Annotated in this window: 14 protein-coding genes; 11 read left to right on the plus strand and 3 right to left on the minus strand. The window is 43.7% G+C overall.

All coding sequences use genetic code 11. The annotated features are described in order from the left end of the window. The first annotated feature begins 21 nt into the window (after positions 1 to 21). Complete coding sequence (locus tag BET10_RS04965) at positions 22 to 1,281, plus strand: ABC transporter substrate-binding protein (protein WP_083330455.1); 1,260 nt, start codon at positions 22 to 24, stop codon at positions 1,279 to 1,281. A gap of 12 nt (positions 1,282 to 1,293) precedes the next feature. Continuing rightward, positions 1,294 to 3,945 (plus strand): ATP-binding protein, encoded by a 2,652-nt coding sequence (locus tag BET10_RS04970; RefSeq protein WP_070983837.1) that lies wholly within the window; start codon positions 1,294 to 1,296, stop codon positions 3,943 to 3,945. A 64-nt stretch (positions 3,946 to 4,009) separates the two neighbouring features. Here BET10_RS04970 and srmB read toward each other — a convergent pair whose 3' ends face one another. Further along, positions 4,010 to 5,242 carry an ATP-dependent RNA helicase SrmB gene (gene srmB / locus BET10_RS04975; protein WP_070983838.1) on the minus strand — a complete coding sequence of 411 codons (1,233 nt, stop codon included), beginning with the start codon at positions 5,240 to 5,242 and terminating at the stop codon, positions 4,010 to 4,012. Positions 5,243 to 5,310: 68 nt separating this feature from the next. Here srmB and BET10_RS04980 point away from each other — a divergent pair, with 68 nt between their 5' ends. The 9 genes from BET10_RS04980 (at position 5,311) to BET10_RS05020 (ending at position 15,765) form a co-directional block, all read left to right on the plus strand. After that, positions 5,311 to 6,012: a tRNA1(Val) (adenine(37)-N6)-methyltransferase gene (locus BET10_RS04980; RefSeq protein WP_070983839.1), complete on the plus strand. Its 702-nt coding sequence runs from the start codon at positions 5,311 to 5,313 to the stop codon at positions 6,010 to 6,012. A 212-nt stretch (positions 6,013 to 6,224) separates the two neighbouring features. Further along, positions 6,225 to 7,502 (plus strand): GTP cyclohydrolase II RibA, encoded by a 1,278-nt coding sequence (gene ribA, locus BET10_RS21425; protein WP_070983840.1) that lies wholly within the window; start codon positions 6,225 to 6,227, stop codon positions 7,500 to 7,502. Then, a complete protein-coding gene (locus BET10_RS04990; protein WP_070983841.1) occupies positions 7,495 to 8,958 on the plus strand; it encodes a hypothetical protein in 1,464 nt (487 codons plus the stop codon). The genes ribA and BET10_RS04990 overlap by 8 nt, the downstream gene beginning before the upstream one ends. 14 nt (positions 8,959 to 8,972) lie before the next feature. After that, positions 8,973 to 10,808, plus strand: a complete 1,836-nt coding sequence (locus BET10_RS04995; RefSeq protein WP_070983842.1) for a WD40 repeat domain-containing protein — start codon at positions 8,973 to 8,975, stop codon at positions 10,806 to 10,808. Then, complete coding sequence (locus tag BET10_RS05000) at positions 10,801 to 11,541, plus strand: hypothetical protein (RefSeq protein ID WP_070983843.1); 741 nt, start codon at positions 10,801 to 10,803, stop codon at positions 11,539 to 11,541. Before BET10_RS04995 ends, BET10_RS05000 begins: the two co-directional genes overlap by 8 nt. 10 nt (positions 11,542 to 11,551) lie before the next feature. Then, entirely contained in the window at positions 11,552 to 12,067 is a 516-nt protein-coding gene (locus BET10_RS05005; RefSeq protein WP_070984054.1) for a KdsC family phosphatase, read from the plus strand. A gap of 10 nt (positions 12,068 to 12,077) precedes the next feature. After that, positions 12,078 to 13,388, plus strand: a complete 1,311-nt coding sequence (locus BET10_RS05010) for a type III PLP-dependent enzyme domain-containing protein (protein WP_070983844.1) — start codon at positions 12,078 to 12,080, stop codon at positions 13,386 to 13,388. 146 nt (positions 13,389 to 13,534) lie between these two features. Continuing rightward, positions 13,535 to 13,954, plus strand: a complete 420-nt coding sequence (locus BET10_RS05015; protein WP_070983845.1) for a hypothetical protein — start codon at positions 13,535 to 13,537, stop codon at positions 13,952 to 13,954. A gap of 23 nt (positions 13,955 to 13,977) precedes the next feature. Beyond that, on the plus strand, positions 13,978 to 15,765 hold the full coding sequence (locus tag BET10_RS05020) for a hypothetical protein (RefSeq protein ID WP_070983846.1): 1,788 nt from the start codon (positions 13,978 to 13,980) through the stop codon (positions 15,763 to 15,765). A gap of 28 nt (positions 15,766 to 15,793) precedes the next feature. On the opposite strand, the gene BET10_RS05025 is transcribed toward BET10_RS05020, so the two are convergent. After that, positions 15,794 to 16,810, minus strand: coding sequence for a glycosyltransferase family 8 protein (locus BET10_RS05025; protein ID WP_070983847.1), 1,017 nt, complete (start codon positions 16,808 to 16,810; stop codon positions 15,794 to 15,796). Beyond that, positions 16,807 to 17,640, minus strand: coding sequence for a hypothetical protein (locus BET10_RS05030; RefSeq protein ID WP_070983848.1), 834 nt, complete (start codon positions 17,638 to 17,640; stop codon positions 16,807 to 16,809). The genes BET10_RS05025 and BET10_RS05030 overlap by 4 nt, the downstream gene beginning before the upstream one ends. Positions 17,641 to 17,685: the final 45 nt, after the last annotated feature.

The following is a 17,685-nucleotide window of genomic DNA, read 5'->3' on the forward strand; positions in this document are numbered from 1 at the left end:
GACAAACCGCGGCATTGTGATATTGACCAAAGTAAGCGCAAGTTACTAAAGGGAGCAGCTGGGCTTGGAGCATGTGGCTTACTCGGGTTTAATGCGCCCTATGTGTTTGCCAAAAAAACACATACTGTTAGGGTGCTTGGCACGCATGTGACCTTACAAGCAGCGCTTAAAGAGCAGGCGCAGAAGGACTTGGGCATAAACCTGTCATTTGAACCTAAGGGTAGTGCTGCGGTATTGCAAAAGGCAGCAATGTCGCCAGAGTCTTTTGATTTGTATGAGCAATGGTCTAATAGTATTAACGTGCTGTGGTATACAGGGTCAATTCAGCCTATAGAAAAGAAGCGGTTACGCTACTGGGATGAAATTAACCCATTGACCAAAACCGGCCGCGTGCAACCGAATGCGAATATTGGCGCCGGAGACGCGCCATACAAATTACTACATGTGCAGCCAGATGGCAGTATTTCAGATAAAGAAACTGATTTTATTAGCTATTTACCTTATGTACACAATGTTGATTCATTTGGCTATAACACCAATATCATCGAACCTGGAATTCCGTACAAAACGGAGAGTTGGGGATGGTTACTTGATAAAAAGTATCGGGGTAAGGTGGGGGTAGTGAATGCGCCAACCATTGGCTTGTTCGATTTAGCACTCGCAGCTCAAGCCCAGCGGCTAATGACCTTCGGTAATATTGGTAATATTACCAATCAGGAGCTGGATCAATTATTTAAAATCTTAAGTGAGTTTAAGCAACAAGGTCACTTTAGTGGTTTTTGGACATCGGTGCCTGAGTCCGTTGATTTTATGAAAAGCAACCGTGTGGTTATTGAAAGTATGTTTTCACCAGCCGTGTCTGCGCTTAATGGCCAAAATGTGCCTGTGATTTATGCCGCACCGAAAGAGGGATATCGGGGCTGGCATGGCGTAATGTGTTTGTCTTCACATACACAAGGTGCGGTGAAAGATGCAGCATATGAATACATGAATTGGTGGTTGTCGGGTTGGCCTGGTGCCTTTATTGCGCGTCAGGGGTATTACATTTCTAACCCGCAGAGGGCAAAAAACTACTTGTCAAAAGATGAATGGGATTATTGGTATGAAGGCTTGCCCGCGGCAAGTGACTTAGCAGGGACTGATGGCCATTTGTCTGTGAAAAAGGGAGAGGTACGCACTGGAGGCAGTTATCTGAAACGTTTTAGCAATGTGGCGGTTTGGAATACGGTCATGCCCAGTTATGACTACAGTTTGCAAAAATGGTATGAGTTCATTAACTAGTAGGAGAGAGATATGAGGTTTTATCGCTCTCTGACATTTCAACTGGGCTTTGGTTTATTGTGTATTGGGTTGATGGCGCTAATATCAGCCTACTTAACTGACATAAGCTATCAGCTGTTAGAACAGCGCGATACGGAAATTGAGCAATCCAGTCAAATGGCAGAAATCGCTCATGATCTTGAGCTTGATGTCATTGACCTGCAGCGTAATGTACTCATCTACAAACAGTCGGCAAGTTTGGTTACGATGAATCGCAGTCAAGCGCTTATAGAAACGATCGAAAGCACATTGTTAAGACTTGAGCAGTCGCCCAATCGCACTGAGGAGGGGAGTGATATTATTAGGCGGATGCGTACTCACGTCAATGACTATCGAGATAATTTATTGATGGTTATTTCGGGTAGAGAAAAGCGCCAGTCTTTATATCAAGATGAGTTACTGGGTTTGATTAATCATGCACAACAAGCCATAGATAAAGACGTTGATGCAAACAACCGAGCACTTATATCATCTCATCTGCTTAGTGCTCACAATTCGGTACTTGCCTATCTGAATACACAAAGTGCAGAACATATTAGCAAATTTGACGCTCAAATATCCGCGGCAAAAGCAAAACTTAGCCAGTTAAATAAACCAACCGTAGCGGATCATTTTCAAAACATTCATTTGGCCTTTAGAAAGCTACATCAAACCATTCGTGGTTATTTGTATTTAACCAATGTTGTTTTAACGGGCAGTGCCAACGAGATATTACATCTATCTTCAAAGCTGCGTGAACTCGAAGAGCAGGAGATGCGCGCAAGAATTGTTGCGGCAAGACAAACCATGCACTCGCTGCAACAGCGTAGCGAGCTCTTCATCCTATTGAGTATGCTATTGGTTGCTGTGTATGCCGCGTTTTTAATTCTCAGGGTGATTAGACCAATTCGCACTTTGACTGCACTGTTTCAGCGACTCAGCAATAATTTACATGTCGCCGATATCCCCTATTTAAAGCGCTCAGATGAAATCGGCCAACTGTCACTCGCGGCCAGTGTATTCCATAAAAAGAATATTCAAATAACTGAGCTATTCGAACGGACAAAAGAGTTAGTAGTAGAGCAAAAAGAACTCAATAAGGAATTGGATATTAAGCGTCAGGAAGCTGAGCAAGCAACCGTTTCAAAAAGTTTATTTTTGGCAAATATGAGCCACGAAATCCGCACCCCAATGAATGGCATTATCGGACTGGTTGAACTTATGAAAAAATCTGATTTGCAGGAAGAGCAGCGCGAATGTCTTGATAAAATTGATTATTCAAGTGGTGTGTTAATGTCGGTGATCAATGACATTTTAGACTTTTCTAAAATCGAAGCCGGTAAACTTGATATTGAAGAAAAGGAGTTTGCACTTGATAAGATGCTTGAGAACATCCTTGCGTCAGTTAGCCTCAGAGCCGCTGAAAAGAATTTATATCTTAGGTGCTTATGTCCAACCGAATTAAGCCATTTTGTTGGCGACGAAGTACGTATCACGCAAATTATCTTAAATTTATGTAACAACGCCATTAAATTTACTTCGATAGGCGGAATAGACATACGATTGTCAGCGCATGGTAGTGCAACCGGTGAAGTGATCCTCAGTATAGAAGTTGAAGATACAGGTGTGGGTATGTCACAACAACACCAACGGGACGTGTTTGAGCGGTTTTCTCAGGCAGATGTATCAACCAGCAGAAAGTATGGCGGTACAGGTTTGGGGCTGGCGATTGTTAAGCAGCTTTGTGAGCTTATGCATGGCAGTATCAGCGTGCGCTCTCAACCAGACAAGGGATCGGTTTTTTCGGTCTTATTAAGGTTAAAACCGGCACAACATCAGGAGATATTAAAACTTCCCGAGTCAAATAATTTAGCAGTGACTTTGATATATCATAGCCACGACACGAGACCGCTCAACCTTGTCAGTGAATATTTTACGGTTAATAATTGTAAGGTCAATTACTTACAGTTGGGTAAGTCAAAGCACATATCTCAGCAGCAAATTGCCAGTAAACACGTGGTCTTGATGTTAGATCACGAACTATCTAAGACATTAAGCCTGTCAGATATGGCAATGCTACAGCACTATTGTGAAAAGCTATGTGTTGTTATTGATAAAAGAGATACGGTATTGCTTACCCGAGCAGGGATTGCTGACGATGTATTGGTCATGGAAATGCCATTTACTTACGTGACCTTCTATGACTATTCATGCAAGTTGTTTGGTCTGCGCAATGGGAAAAAGCAAGTTCATGTAGAGCCAGAAATAGAACTGAATTTACGTGGTCATATTCTGTTAGTTGAAGACAATGCCGTGAACCAGATGGTCGCTAAAAAGCTCTTAAATAATTTGGGGCTTGAGGCGGATATCGCCGAAGATGGCAAACAAGCAATCAATAAGTTAAGTAACACACCGTATGCATATGATCTCGTTTTAATGGACATACAAATGCCAGTAATGGATGGTTTTAAAGCTACTGAGTGCATCCGCAAAGAACTAAAATTGAATATTCCAATATGTGGTTTGTCTGCTAATGCAATGTCTGAAGACTTTGACAAAGCTATTGCACATGGGATGGACAATTTCCTAACCAAACCGATAGAAATGGACAAACTCAAGGCGGTCTTATTACAGTATCTTCATTGACAATCAAACAAAGCCTAAACTCAACGTGCTACAAGTGAGTTTAGGCTGCATTACGAAAGAGAGGTTACTTCTTTTTCTTTTGCTTAGCTTTAAGCTTTTTCTTTGCTTTGATTTTTACAGGGTCTTTTTTCTTTTTTGGGAGCTTAGCTTCTTTGTGTTTCGGTTCTATCCCTTTGATCACTCTACGCTTAAGACTTTGCTCCGTATAACGTTCAACTTTAGCCAGTATTGCCGCATCATGGGCTTCGACTAAAGAGATGGCTGTGCCTTTTTTACCAGCACGGCCAGTTCTACCAATACGGTGTACATACACATCAGCAGTTCGTGGCATGTCAAAGTTAATAACATGCGTAATGTCAGGCACATCAATACCACGAGCGGCAACATCGGTGGCGATCAAAATGCGAGTTCTACCACTGTGGAAGCTGGCCATCGCTGCCATACGTTTGTCTTGCGGCATTTCACCACGAAGCCAAGTTGTTTTAATGTCGTTGGCGTAAAGTTCGCCGACCAACTGCTCCAATCGCTCGCGAGTCTTTACAAACACAATGGCTTTTTGTACTTCTTCATCATTTTGTAGCAGGTGGGTGAGCATAGCGAGTTTGTGTTTGTAGTCATCCGCCAAATGCACCCACTGATGGATTTTGGCTTTTTCTTTTCGAGATGATTCAGCTTCTAGCAGCGCGGGATCATTAAGAATACGCTCGGCAAACAACTCAACACTATCACCTTCCAATGTTGCAGAAAACAAGAAACATTGACGGCGATTCTTTGCTTCATCACAAATACGCAGCATCTCTTTTTTGAAGCCCAAATCAAGCATTCGGTCGGCTTCATCTAAGATCAGTAATTCTACATTCTCGGCGTGGAAGTTTTCAGTCTCTAAATACTCCATTAGGCGCCCAGGTGTGGCGATAAGAATATCATTGTTTTTTTCAAAAATTTCCTTGTGGCTACCGTAGTTAATACCGCCTGTTACAACTCCTATGCGTAGATGAGTGTGTGCAGCAAGTAACTGACACTGCTCATGTACCTGATAAGCCAGCTCGCGAGTAGGTGCCATGATCAGCACGCGTGCGAATCCTGGGTCGCGGCGAGGAAAATCTAGCAAATACTGAATCGCAGGGATCAAGAATGCAGCGGTTTTACCGGTACCAGTGGGTGCTGAAGCTAAGATATCGCGACCAATTAAGGCTTCAGGTATCGCAAGTTGTTGAATGCTGGTGGCTGTTTCAAAGCCCATTTTGTCAATGGCGGCCAAAACTTTGGCATCAAGATCGAATTCAGAAAATTGCATAGCGCATCATAAATAAAGGACAATGTGCGCAATTATACGCGCGATGGCTATTTTGGAAAAGGTGAATCATGTCTGGGTTTGCATTTAAGCAGTTTAAAATACAACAAAGCAATACCGCAATGAAGGTGTCAACCGATGGAGTCATGCTCGGTGCATGGGTAAACTTGAATAACACCAAATATTTACTGGATATTGGCTGCGGCACGGGCCTGCTCTCTCTGATGTGCAAACAACGTCAACCAGACTTGCACGTGGATGCGGTGGAAATTGATTCTGGAGCGGTTAAGGATGCGAGGGTGAATATCAAGCGCAGTCCGTGGAGCGAGATCACTGTATACCAAGGTGACATTCAGTCTTTTGAATGCCAGTGTCAGTTTGATGTCGTTATTTGCAATCCGCCTTATTTTAATAACAGCTTAAAAGGGCCAAGCAAAGCGCGTAATACTGCTCGCCATACCGATAGTCTAACGTTTGAAGCGTTAATTAATGTGTTTTTAAGAGTCAGCCATAGAGAGTCTAGATTAGCGGTAATTCTGCCATGTAAAGAAGCACAGCAGCTACAGTCAATAGCGTCTGCAAACGGTTTATCTTTGTTACGCCATTGTTTGGTTTCTAGCACATCTGAGAAAGGTCCAACTCGCAGTATGATGGAGTTCCAGTATGCTCAGCCATATGCTATTCAAGTTGAAGCATTGTGTATTTATCAGCAGGATAAAACTTACAGCGGTGACTTTATCGAACTTTGCAAAGACTTTTATTTAAAAATGTAAATTTATCAATGGTGGGCAGTTTTCTCCCCCCCCCCTTCCACACATGCCAAATTACCCCCTTGTAAGCCGTTGTAATTTCTTTTTCAGGATTTTGAACTAGAGTAGTTATACATTGTTAATATTTTGTTTCGCATTGCTGTGAGCGGTAAGGGATGCGCGATTGATACTGGGTTTGTATGGCCCAGTCACCGGTAAGAAAAGGAATGTGCGTTATGATCTTAACTGCAAGTACCGTTTTACCCACCCAGCTTGGCTCGTTTGATGTAAAAATTTATCGCAACCACAAAGGTGAAGAGATCACCGCTATCTGCAAAGGTGATTTACAGGGCCATAATGACCTGCCCGTTAGAATGCACTCAGCATGTTTTACTGCAGAGGTATTAGGGTCATTAAAGTGTGACTGTAAACAGCAACTGGATTTTGCTTTGTCCTACATTGCAAAGCACCATGGCATGGTGATTTACCTGCCCCAAGAAGGGCGTGGTATTGGCTTGAGCAACAAAATTAAAGCGTATGCCCTACAAGAGCAAGGCTACGACACGATTGAAGCAAACGCGATGCTGAATCTACCGATAGATGCAAGAACCTATGATGATGCCGCGCAGATAATTCGCTTACATGATTTAGAGTCAGTACAGCTACTAACCAATAACCCATTAAAAATCAAGCAACTTACGGAGTTGGGGATCAAGGTAACAGGTCGGCTGCCAGTACCAAGTGACCCGACATCTCATGCAGTTGACTACCTTGAAACCAAACGTCAACAGATGGGCCACATGTTAGCCAGTCAAAACGCCAGATCTAAAACGATACCAGATCCCATAAGCAGGCCATTTATTCATATTAATTTCGCTATTGACGGGCATGCCAATACTTGTTGTCCAAATGGTGAAGCGCTATCGGTGTCGTGCAATTCAGATTGGCAGCGCGTGCATGAACTGAGGCAAAAATATGATGCCATTGCAGTGGGAGCAAACACTTGGCTCAACGATAGCCCTAAATTGACCGTTAGAGAAGAGGTCTTAGGTCGAGAGCCTATGCGCCAGCCTGCGAGAATAGTCTTTGCTGGTAAAAGAGCGGCAAAGCTTCAAAACTTAGAGGTCGATCAACCTAATATCCACAGAGCAACATTCTTGGTGGGCTCTGCCACTGTAAGAACAAAAAGAGGTCTGACCCATGTCAATGCTGACGATTATTTGTTGGCCCAGCCTCTTGCGCAACTAAAGCAAAAAAAAGTTGAGAGTATGCTGGTTGAAGGCGGGATCACGTTAATCCAGTCGTTTGTCTCTCAACAATTGTACGACCTAGTGACCATTTATGTTCGCACTCCTTCGATCTGCAAAGCTGTTAGGTTGGCAACTGAGGTGCTGCAGGGGATCTGTGCCGATCAAATTGAGGCGAGAGCTTTTGGTGAAGGAATTTTACTGAGTGTTGTTCTAGAACAATCACAGCTCGATGCGAGAAAAAAGCAGGAATTAGCTTATGAATAAACTCATTTTTGGTTTGCTTAACCCTTATGGCGAACAACTGAGTGCGCTACAAAGTAAACTTCGAGAGCTTACCATTGCGTTTTCTCGCTACCGCTACCGCCAAGAGATACTAGAAGGGCAGAGCATCGCTGAAACACTTAACATGGCTGTTGATAGAGGCGCACAGTATTGCCTTATCCAATCAGTCGGGCATGTGATTGACGAGCAGTGGTACTTACCTCATTGGCAGCGTCAGGGATTTCATAAAAGTATAGCGGCACTTTGCCAGCAGCAAGACTTTCTCGTAGCGGGGCAGTTGTACCGTTCAGAAAACCATACTTTGGGCATTGAACCCAATTGTATACTGGTAAACCTCATTCAATATCAAAAGGTTGGAATGCCAGAATTTGGTGAAGTGGATTGGCAACCACGGGAAGTTGTCACCGTCGTATCTGAATCGGCGCTTAGCAATAGCGCGCAATGGCAAATTAAAACCCAGCCTAGTGATGTCCAAGGCTGGCAATTCGTGCTGCATAGTTTGCAACATAACCTTGGTGTCAGGGCTTTTACTCAAGATATTAACTACAATCGATTTGACCTCAATGTACCAACAAGCCAACAACACTTTGCAAAGTGTTTGCTTGACTCTCACAGCTTATCAGAAGTTGAGAATAAGCTCGCACCGACTCAGTTGGCGTTTTTGCAGCGGGCGCAAAAGCAAATCCAAAACGCCAAAAAGGGCGTTTTTCTGCTGAATATTGAGTCATACGATGATTTGGATAATGAGCCTAAGGATCAGGCGCTTGACAGTGTATTTAGTGTTGCGGCGGGTTTTAAGGCTTACCGAATATTGGCCACACAAGGATTTCATGCCAATAGTGAAGTGGTGTTTTTCGATTACAGTCAACAGGCGTTGGCTGTTCGCCAATTCATTGTTGAGCATTGGGATGGTGAAGATTTTCCGGCATTTGTAAAAAGAGTCTTTGCGCATTTCCCTGAGCCAGGGTGCTTCTACCAACTATGGCATAACACTGATACCAAAAACATTGATTGGCAAGACTTAGAGCACCTGTGGCAAACAGAGTTAGAGCGCTGGGGTGGTGCACAGAGCTTTAAAGCACAGTGGCAACGTTTCAAAGCTTTGCCTCATCGTTATATGCACATCGATTTGCTTGCGGATAGGCAGGCATTGTTCGATGTAATTGAAAGTGCGGGCCACAGTTATATTTGGTGGAGCAATGCCTTCTTTACAATCTATAGCCATTGGCACTTTAACGCACAGCAACGCGAGTCTTTTTATCGTGATTGGGTGTCATCATTGGCACAGTGTGCTCCAAAGTGCCGAGTCAATGGCGCGGACCACAATAATTGTGCTGTCAATGGCTTAACGGCAGGGCGCTATCAAGGTTTGCTGGAGGAGCAAACAGGGGGGGAGTTAAACCCGCAGACACTGCCATGCTTGGATATGCAATTTTAATAAAGGAATGGATTATGAGTGTTTCAGAACAATTTCTACATCATCGAGGCCCAATCACTTGTGCGGCTCAAATTGGTAATAGTCAGCAGATCATTACCTCTGGTTACGATAGCGCCGTTGCTTTATTTGATATTGATACTGAGCAGGTTGAATTGCTTGGCTACCATGAGCACTTGGTTAATCGAGTCACGGTTAATCAAGCTGGGACATTGGCCGCCAGTGCCTCATCAGATTACAACATTTACTTGTGGGATTTGACGGATAAAAGTCTTAAACGTGTTTTAAAAGGGCATGACGATGATGTTGAGGACTTTGTATTTATCAATGACCATTTAGGCGCATCAGTATCTCGGGATTGGCGGATATTGCTGTGGGATCTTGATACCGGATCGATTGAGCGCGTCATTTTAGGGCATGAAAAAGATGTGCTGTCGATCAACTACTTTGCCGGGAAACTGTACACATCGGGCGATGATATGACGCTTCGTGTGTGGGATATAACCACGGGCAAGCAACTGGCCAAAATAGGTCCTTTTACGACGGAAACTGATAGCTGCGCAATTGATGAGCAAAATCACAGACTGGTACTCGGATGTGATGACGGCATTGTAAGAGTTTTTGATCTGCAAACACATGAGTTGATAGCGCAATTACAAGGCCACACTTGTGCAATTAAAAAGGTGGCGGTCTCGCCAACCAATGGAAATATTTTATCGGCGGCCTATGACCAACGGATTTTGATTTGGGATCATCAAAACTTTGAGCAAATACAGCAATTAGAAAGCAAAAATGCTTTATGGGAGCGCTCGTTTAACTGGGCGTCGGATGGTCAAAGAGTCGTTGCGGGTAGTTTTGATGGCACTGTGTTTGTCTGGGATGTTACATCAGGGGCCTGTATACATCATTTAGGTGCCCAGCACGCACATGGCAATGCATGCTTCAATGACGTTGCATCTAAAGGGGACGGAACTTTGGTGGCTGTCAGTGATGATGGCATTATTCGTGTTGGAGAGCTTACCAGCGAACAAGCGCGCTGGCATACCCAGTATGTTCCACAAAACGGACGTGTATTGATGAACGCTGTTCACTTTTGCCCACACATGCAAAAAGCTATAGCAGGCGCTCACAATCAACATTTGTACTTATTTGAACGCTCGCAACAAAACCTACATGAACAAGCAAGTATTGCGCTCTTGGAGGGGCCAATCAACAGCATTGTGAGCGCACATCATAACGGTTTTGAGGGAGACTTATTTGTAGCCTGTTATAGCGGTAAGGTTGCACATTTAGCCAGTGATGGTAGACAAATCAAAAAGATTGCTGCGCATGACAATGCTGTTAAAGCGCTCGCTCTGCATCCTCACAAACGCTTAGGAGTAAGTTGCTGCGCCGAAGGTGAGTTGGTGAGTTGGGATTTTGAGGGCAATATTTTACAGCACTATCTAGGCCACACTGCCATTATCGATGATGTAGCGATAGACCCAAGTGGCCAGTACGTTGCCAGTGCAGGGCGTGATTTCATTTTAAAAGTACACGGTCTTGAAGATGGCAGGTTACTTCACTGCATTCACATAGGAAAACGCTCTCCTAAAGGGTTGCTGTTTTTAGACCAAAGCACGGTGATCATCACCAATTACTGGGGAGAACTATTAAAAGTAGACTTAACGAACGGCGCGGTGATACGTAATTGTATTGCTAAAAATGGCATTAGCACGGTGGTACGCCATGGTGAGCTTTTGGCTGCGACATCTTACGATGGAGCAATTTATTTGGTCGAACCTACACAGTTAACAACCGTTAATAGTTTACGTTCTATGGCACAAAAAACTTCTGAGCCAGCTTATGCCTAATAAAAAAGTTGAGCGTTTTGTCATACTGTCTGCCCCGAGAAGTGGCAGCAATATGTTGTGTACTATGTTGCAATCTCACCCGGATATTTTATGCCATCATGAGATTTTCAATCCAAACGGGTTGTTTTACGCTTTGCCGTTGCGAACAAGTGAATTCAGTCTGGCCGATGGTATACAGCATAGGGACGCGCAACCACTGCGTTGCTTAAGTCGTTTATGGCAGTCGAACTTAGGTCACAAAGCTATAGGCTTTAAAATGACTCATTGTCAGAATCAAACGGTGTTCTCTCATTTACTTCATGACTCAGGAATAAAGAAAATCATATTGGAGCGTCGAAACCAGCTGAAAGTTCACGTCTCCAAATTGATTGCCGAACAAAGCGGCGTGTGGGAGGACTATAGCACTTTGCCACCGCATGCCCGCTGTCAGGTGAAGGTCGATATCGAGCAGCTACAAACCGACATCGCTTTGAATCAATCTTACTACCAGCAGATTAGAGATACGCTTCACCTCTCTGGGCAAGACTGGTGCGAGGTTGAGTATGAGGCTATCAATACGCCATCACAGCGGCGGCTTATGCTGGAATTTTTAAACCTAGACAATGTGCCGTTAGTCGCTCAAAGCCGTAAACAAACTCCCAAAGATTTAAGCGAGGTGATTGTAAATTATCAAGAATTATTACGCTGTGAGGAACCCGCATTACGTTCCCAATTGACTAGTTTAGATGGATAGCAGAGATAGTATGGATAGTGAAAAAGCAAAACAAATTCGCATGGTGTTGCTAGACATTGACGGGGTCATGACAAATGGCTTAGTTGGCTACGGGGGAGCAGAGAGAATCAAATTTTTTCATTCCCAAGATGACCACTTAATTCGCATGACGATTCGCGCTGGCATTCCAGTCGGTATTATTTCAGGTAGGGCTGATCCTGCCAATACTGAACACGCACAAGAGCTTGAAATGGCGCCATGTTGTTTTGGCGAAATTGTAAAATTGGACGCGTTTAAACGGGTGTTGGAAGCGCACCAGTTAAGTGCACAGCAATGTTTGTACATGGGTGACGACTTGATGGATATACCAGTGATGCGCCGTGTAGGCATTGCGGCGTGTCCAGCTGATGCCAGTGTTGAAGCCAAAGAGGTCGCGCATTGGACGACACAAGCTAGTGGGGGGCAAGGTGCGGTAAGAGAGGTACTTGTTGCCTTACTTAAAGCAAAAGGCCTGTGGCAGCAAGCAACAGCAAGATATTTAGAGTAAGGAGTAAGTTATGTCTACGTATAAGGAGTATACAGGTGTTCATGTTCCCAGCTTTGAAAAGTCTCCAGCCCGCTTGCAGCGCTTGAGCTATGCGCAGTTAAAAGAATTAGCGGATATTGCTGAGGATGCGTACTATTTATTAGACCTGAACAAGGTCAGTGACAACTACCACCAGTTTAGAAGCTGTTTTGCGCAGCAGTATGAAGCGTGTCAAGTCGCATATTCATTTAAAACCAATTACACGCCTGCACTGTGTCACCACTTGAAAGAACTTGGATGTTTTGCTGAGGTTGTGTCGAGGATGGAATATGACATTGCCACTAAAGTAGTGGGTTATCATCCTTCTCAAGTGATTGTAAACGGTCCTGTTCATAGTCAGCAGTTTGTAGAAACTGTGATGACGGATGGTGCGCTGTTCAATGCTGATGCTTGGTACTTGTTGGCGATGGTTGAAAAAGTGTGTCAACGCTATCCTGAGCGTCATTTTAAGATAGGCGTGCGAATTACCTATCCAATCACCGAAGGTGGTGATTCACGTTTTGGGATCCCAAGCGATAAAGCTAATATGAGCAAATTAATCAATTGGCAAAACAGTCTCAAAAATTGTGAAATAGTAGGCTTTCACAGCCATTACTCCAACTCATCTCGCAGTACAGTTTCTTTTGCTTCTAGAATTAATGGCTTGCTTAGCGCTAGTGAAGCTTTCTTCTCATCAACCACGCCTAATTTTATAAATGTTGGAGGCGGATTTTTTGGTCATATGCCGGATTCTTTGGCTGTTCAATATGGCGAAAGTGTCGCGACGTTCGAGCAATACGCCGAAGCTATCTGTACGCCTATTAGATCTCAATACACAGTGCAAGAAGGGGTAAACCAGCCGTTACTTTTGCTAGAACCTGGCACTGCTTTGGTGTCAAACGCCATGGTATTTGTGGCACAAGTCTTAGAGGTTAAAAGTTGCTCAGGTAGAAAGGTCGCACTTATAAATGGCAGTAACCACAACGTTAACCATAAATGGCAAGGTGAAACCTTGCCCGTGCAACTAATAACAAAGCCTGGCAGTCGCTCCACGTCTAATTCAGGTGAGACCTTTGATATTGTCGGCAATACCTGTATTGAGAAGGATATCATTTGCCAAACGGTCAATGGCACCGTACAGGCTGGAGACTTTGTGGTGTTTCAATACATGGGTGGCTATAGCAATGTACTCAAACAACCATTCATTCACCCATGCCAAGGGATCTATGCTTGGCACAATCAGCGACTGCTTCGGATTAAAAGATCAGGAGATATGCACTCAGTACTTAGTGATTATCAGTAGTGCAATCTTCAAAATGAATACATGCGTAGTCGGTGTTAATCAAGCATAACACCGTGCCTGTACACACAATAAGCAAAGAATATTGAATGCTTATTTAACTTCGCGAGCCATGCTCGCTTAAACGCATTGTTGAAGAGGAAATTAACATGTCTAATTGGTCAGCACCCCAGGCGCTTAGTATTCCAGCGGGAAAACTCGTCATTTTTTGTGCCACTCACCAAGCGCAATTCCAGCAGCAGATACAGATTATTGATACTAACGGTCAACCTATTACCTTCCAAACGTTTGATGGGCAATCACATTCATTTCCCATTACTGGACAAGGGACCGGCGTGAATCTGTTTGCCAATGGCAATGGTAAATTCATCATGGAATCTGGTTACCAAATCCAGTTCAGAAATGATCACTCACAGACTTCGCTGGTGGCGGCTAGTACTGTTGAGTTTGATCTCAATGGCATTGTTTATGGTGGTGGAACGCTATTTGTAACCGATGATCAGGGAGGGCCAGAGCCTGATTACAATGATACCAGTTTATCACTGCAATGGTTTAACTCTCAGGGTTAACTGTCGTCAAAAAGGAATTCACTATGAATATGCAAGTAAAAGGTTTATATAAATTTGTTTCACAGGCGGCATTGTCGGGGGCGATAGCTATGGGGTCAAGCGTTGTGGCAGCACAAAGTTTTCCTGGTGGGTCGCCTATCACTGCAAGTGATTTAACGGCAACGCCTGCGCAGTTACCAGCACCGCCACCACAATATCAGTTGAATGACCCAATAAGTCATGAACAGTTTGCACGTTTTGCTTGGCGGCAGTTTATTTACTTGAACTCGCCGACCAAGAAAGCCAGCTCGGGACAAAGCAATGTTTCTCCCGTTGTTAGGGGAACGGTCGATCCTAATGCAAACTTTGTGACATCGGGTAATCCACGTTTTTATCAATCGGGTAAAAGCTCAACGGATAATTTCAGTAATAATATTCTGCTCTGGGAGAGCTATGCGCATCGCTCAGAGCTGTTCCCTAAAAATGCGAAGGCCAGTGGTGACTTTCCGACTTTGTTACCGAAATACGACTTTATTAATCTGAGTGTGCCATCCAGCCAGGCGCGCTTTAACAACCTAGATGAAAACTCCCAGATAGGTCAGAATAAAATATTTTTTCCAAAAAATGGCAGTACGCCTTCGGCTAATCCATATGACGACTATGAAGTATTGTTTGAAGCTAAAGTCAACCAAACCGAATATGATTACATTAAAGGATTAAATGTTACACCTAATGAACCATTAGAGAACTTTGATTTACCAAATGAAACGATAGAAATAAAAGCAGCGTGGCGGGTACTAAGTGATGATTTGGCTCAATCTGGACGGTACCATACTGCAGAGGCCTTGTACTACAAGGGCGAAGGGAGTGAGGCACAAGCACATGTCGCCACCTTTGGTTTAATCGGTTTGCATATAATTAGGAAAATGGAAAATTACGAAGCGTTTGTATTTTCTACATTTGAGCACGTAGATAACCTGAAAAAGCCCAATGGCGCAGAAACAGGTTTGTATTTTTATACGACTTATAACCAGTTGAGCTATCAAAGTACGGTGTCATCAACGCCTCATGCGATTGTGAATACTGGTACAAATTTAGTGCAATTACCATTACCTACAGCGGGTGATATTACCCCTGCAAATGGTTATGAGTTTATCAATGGTAACTTTACCCAGCCAACCGCCACCTCAGCAGGGCCAATTAAAGTGGTTCAACCACCAACGATTACCAATGCGGTTACCAGCGTCAATCAAGAAGTGAAAAATGCCATGGCGCAATCAAAACAGTTTGGTAATTCTGTATGGCAGTATTACCAACTAAAAGGAGTTCAGCCATTACCTGTGAACGAAGACAGCAGTGTGGCCGGCAAAGCAAACCCACTCACGCAAGACTATTTCTTAGCAAATAATGTAATAGAAAGTAGCCAACCAGGTATTCAGTTGTTTAAAGGCGGGGCTCCGGGTCCACTTCCTCAACCACCTAATACGACTAATTGTAGTCAGCCCGTTCCAAGCGCAGGCCAGCCCAGTGTAAACTGTTTACCTAACCCACGAGCAGGTTCAACGGCGGCCAATATACAGAATGTGCCTAACTTAGTGGTTCCAGGTATTAGCCATGGGGATCAAAACTCCATTGTGATGGGGGGCTGCATGGGGTGTCATGGTCAGGCGAAATATACAAATAAAGACGGTACGACAAGCAGTATTTTTAGCTTCTTGATCAGTCAGCCAAACCTAGAAGGTAACGGAGGCTTTACCGCAGATCCATTCGACCAAACTGGCGTCAGCTTAAGTACAGCTGCACAAAAGTATATGGCTACACAAGGTAAGTAACAGTGAAAAGGAGTGCTTGGCACTCCTTTTATATTTGGTTGACGACTTTTACTGGGGAGAGCGGCGCTTCATATTCACAAGATAAAGCTTGCATTGTCAGGGGTTGTTTTGCACCACTGTGTTCTGTCCAATCATATTGTTGAGTGATTTTCCAAGCTGCGAACTGATCATCTGAGCCAAGGGTGCACTCAGTCCAAACATCTCGCCATAAATGCAGGTATTTTAGGTAATGTGGCGCTAATTCAAGTATTTCACTGTCATCATAATTAAACCATGGCTTGATAACGCCTGCAAAGTGAATGAATTTAGCATCTAATAGTGTCAGTTTGTCCAGTTGGTGTATGTACTGCTCGATAAATGGCATAAAGTTGTAACGACCATCTACCAAAGTCACTTTATGCTGAAAATAGATATTCAACAGCATTTGGTCGGTAAAGCCTTTACTACCGAAGTCTTTCCAGAGCGAAAGGTCGTCAATGAGACTGACAACGCCTTGATAATGCTCATCAGTAAGATAGGCGCTTGAAATAGCCATAAAACCTGAGTTAAATGTGTGAATGAGATTGTTCTGACCATAGCTTTGCGGAATTGTTAAGGCATCAAAAGGTGTTTTTTTCAGTAACTCATTTGCTCTGTGCTCGTATGCAAAACCGTCTCGTGCGGCTAAAAAGTCATTGGGGCTGTCAAACACCTCTTTGATGTTATTGCAGCACATACCATCGCTATCGAGAAACACCAACTTTTCGTAGTCACGTAAGCGCAGGATTTCAAGTGACAATAACCGCAAATGAAGATCCGCACGCAGAGTGGGCAAATGCTTGCGCAGCCTGTTGGTAGCGTTTTCAATTTGCTCAGAGCGCTTAATAAACTTAACTGGGTAATGAGCACTTAAACGCGCTTTGTTGGCCGATGACAAGTGGTCAATAAAGACGACAATGTCGCCGTCAAACCAAGGGTTATATTTCAAAAAACTATAAATTAAAACCTCTGTGCCGAGTGCGAAGTTATCGCAAGTTACAGTGGCCAAGCAATAAGCTTTTTTCATAGATTATGTGCTCCGATTGGGTTGGCAAATTCAGAGGTGGAATTATCAACAAGTAACTTATTGATTGCTCTATCGAAGGTTTCTGTCAGCATATCTAATGCAGCCTCTTTATCTTGGGGATGCCATGAAAAGTAATTTAGCATTCCATATCCTGCCGGTGTTTTATTAGCGTCTAGAATGAACAAACGCTGGCTTTGAGAGCACCTTACAATGTCTAGCTCGCCAAAATCTAAACCGATTAGTTGACAAAATTTGGTGATATTTACCTGCTCTTGGTAACTAAACATCATATGGGTACCTAATAGTTCAGGTGGCTTTTGGACACGGTAATCCAATGAGTCGTTAGCGACAGCTTGTTGTACTAAATAAACAATGGGAAGCTGGCCAAAAATAACAGGCACTCGGTACTCCTGTTGGTAGTCGCCGACTGTAGAGTCAATCAGTGCTTGATAAACTTTACTGTCATCGAAAGAATCTATCGGTGTGTCGATTACTCGACCACCCTTAACCCCATTAGCATTAGGCTTTTCGACGCAACGACCTTTATGAGTTAAAGGATCAATGAAGCTACCATACCCAAAAACGGCATATTGTAATTGTTCAACATGCTTCTTACTGATATCGAGACAGTTTTGGTTGATGATATGTTTGCCATCTGCTGCGTCAAGTAGCTCGGGTGGACAGTCCAACTCCGTTACATCGCTCCACAAAAAAGCCACGTCAAATGAAGCTTCTAAATCACGGGTTACCTGATAGCCCAATCTATTGATGATGTGGGTGATGGAGTAATACTCTTTGTCGGGGTACTGGGGATAAAAAAGTAATTTCATAGGATGGCGCGCCTTTAATAATACTGAGCCAATAACAAAGGGTAT

The organism is Pseudoalteromonas amylolytica, assembly GCF_001854605.1.
GTDB lineage: Bacteria > Pseudomonadota > Gammaproteobacteria > Enterobacterales > Alteromonadaceae > Pseudoalteromonas > Pseudoalteromonas amylolytica.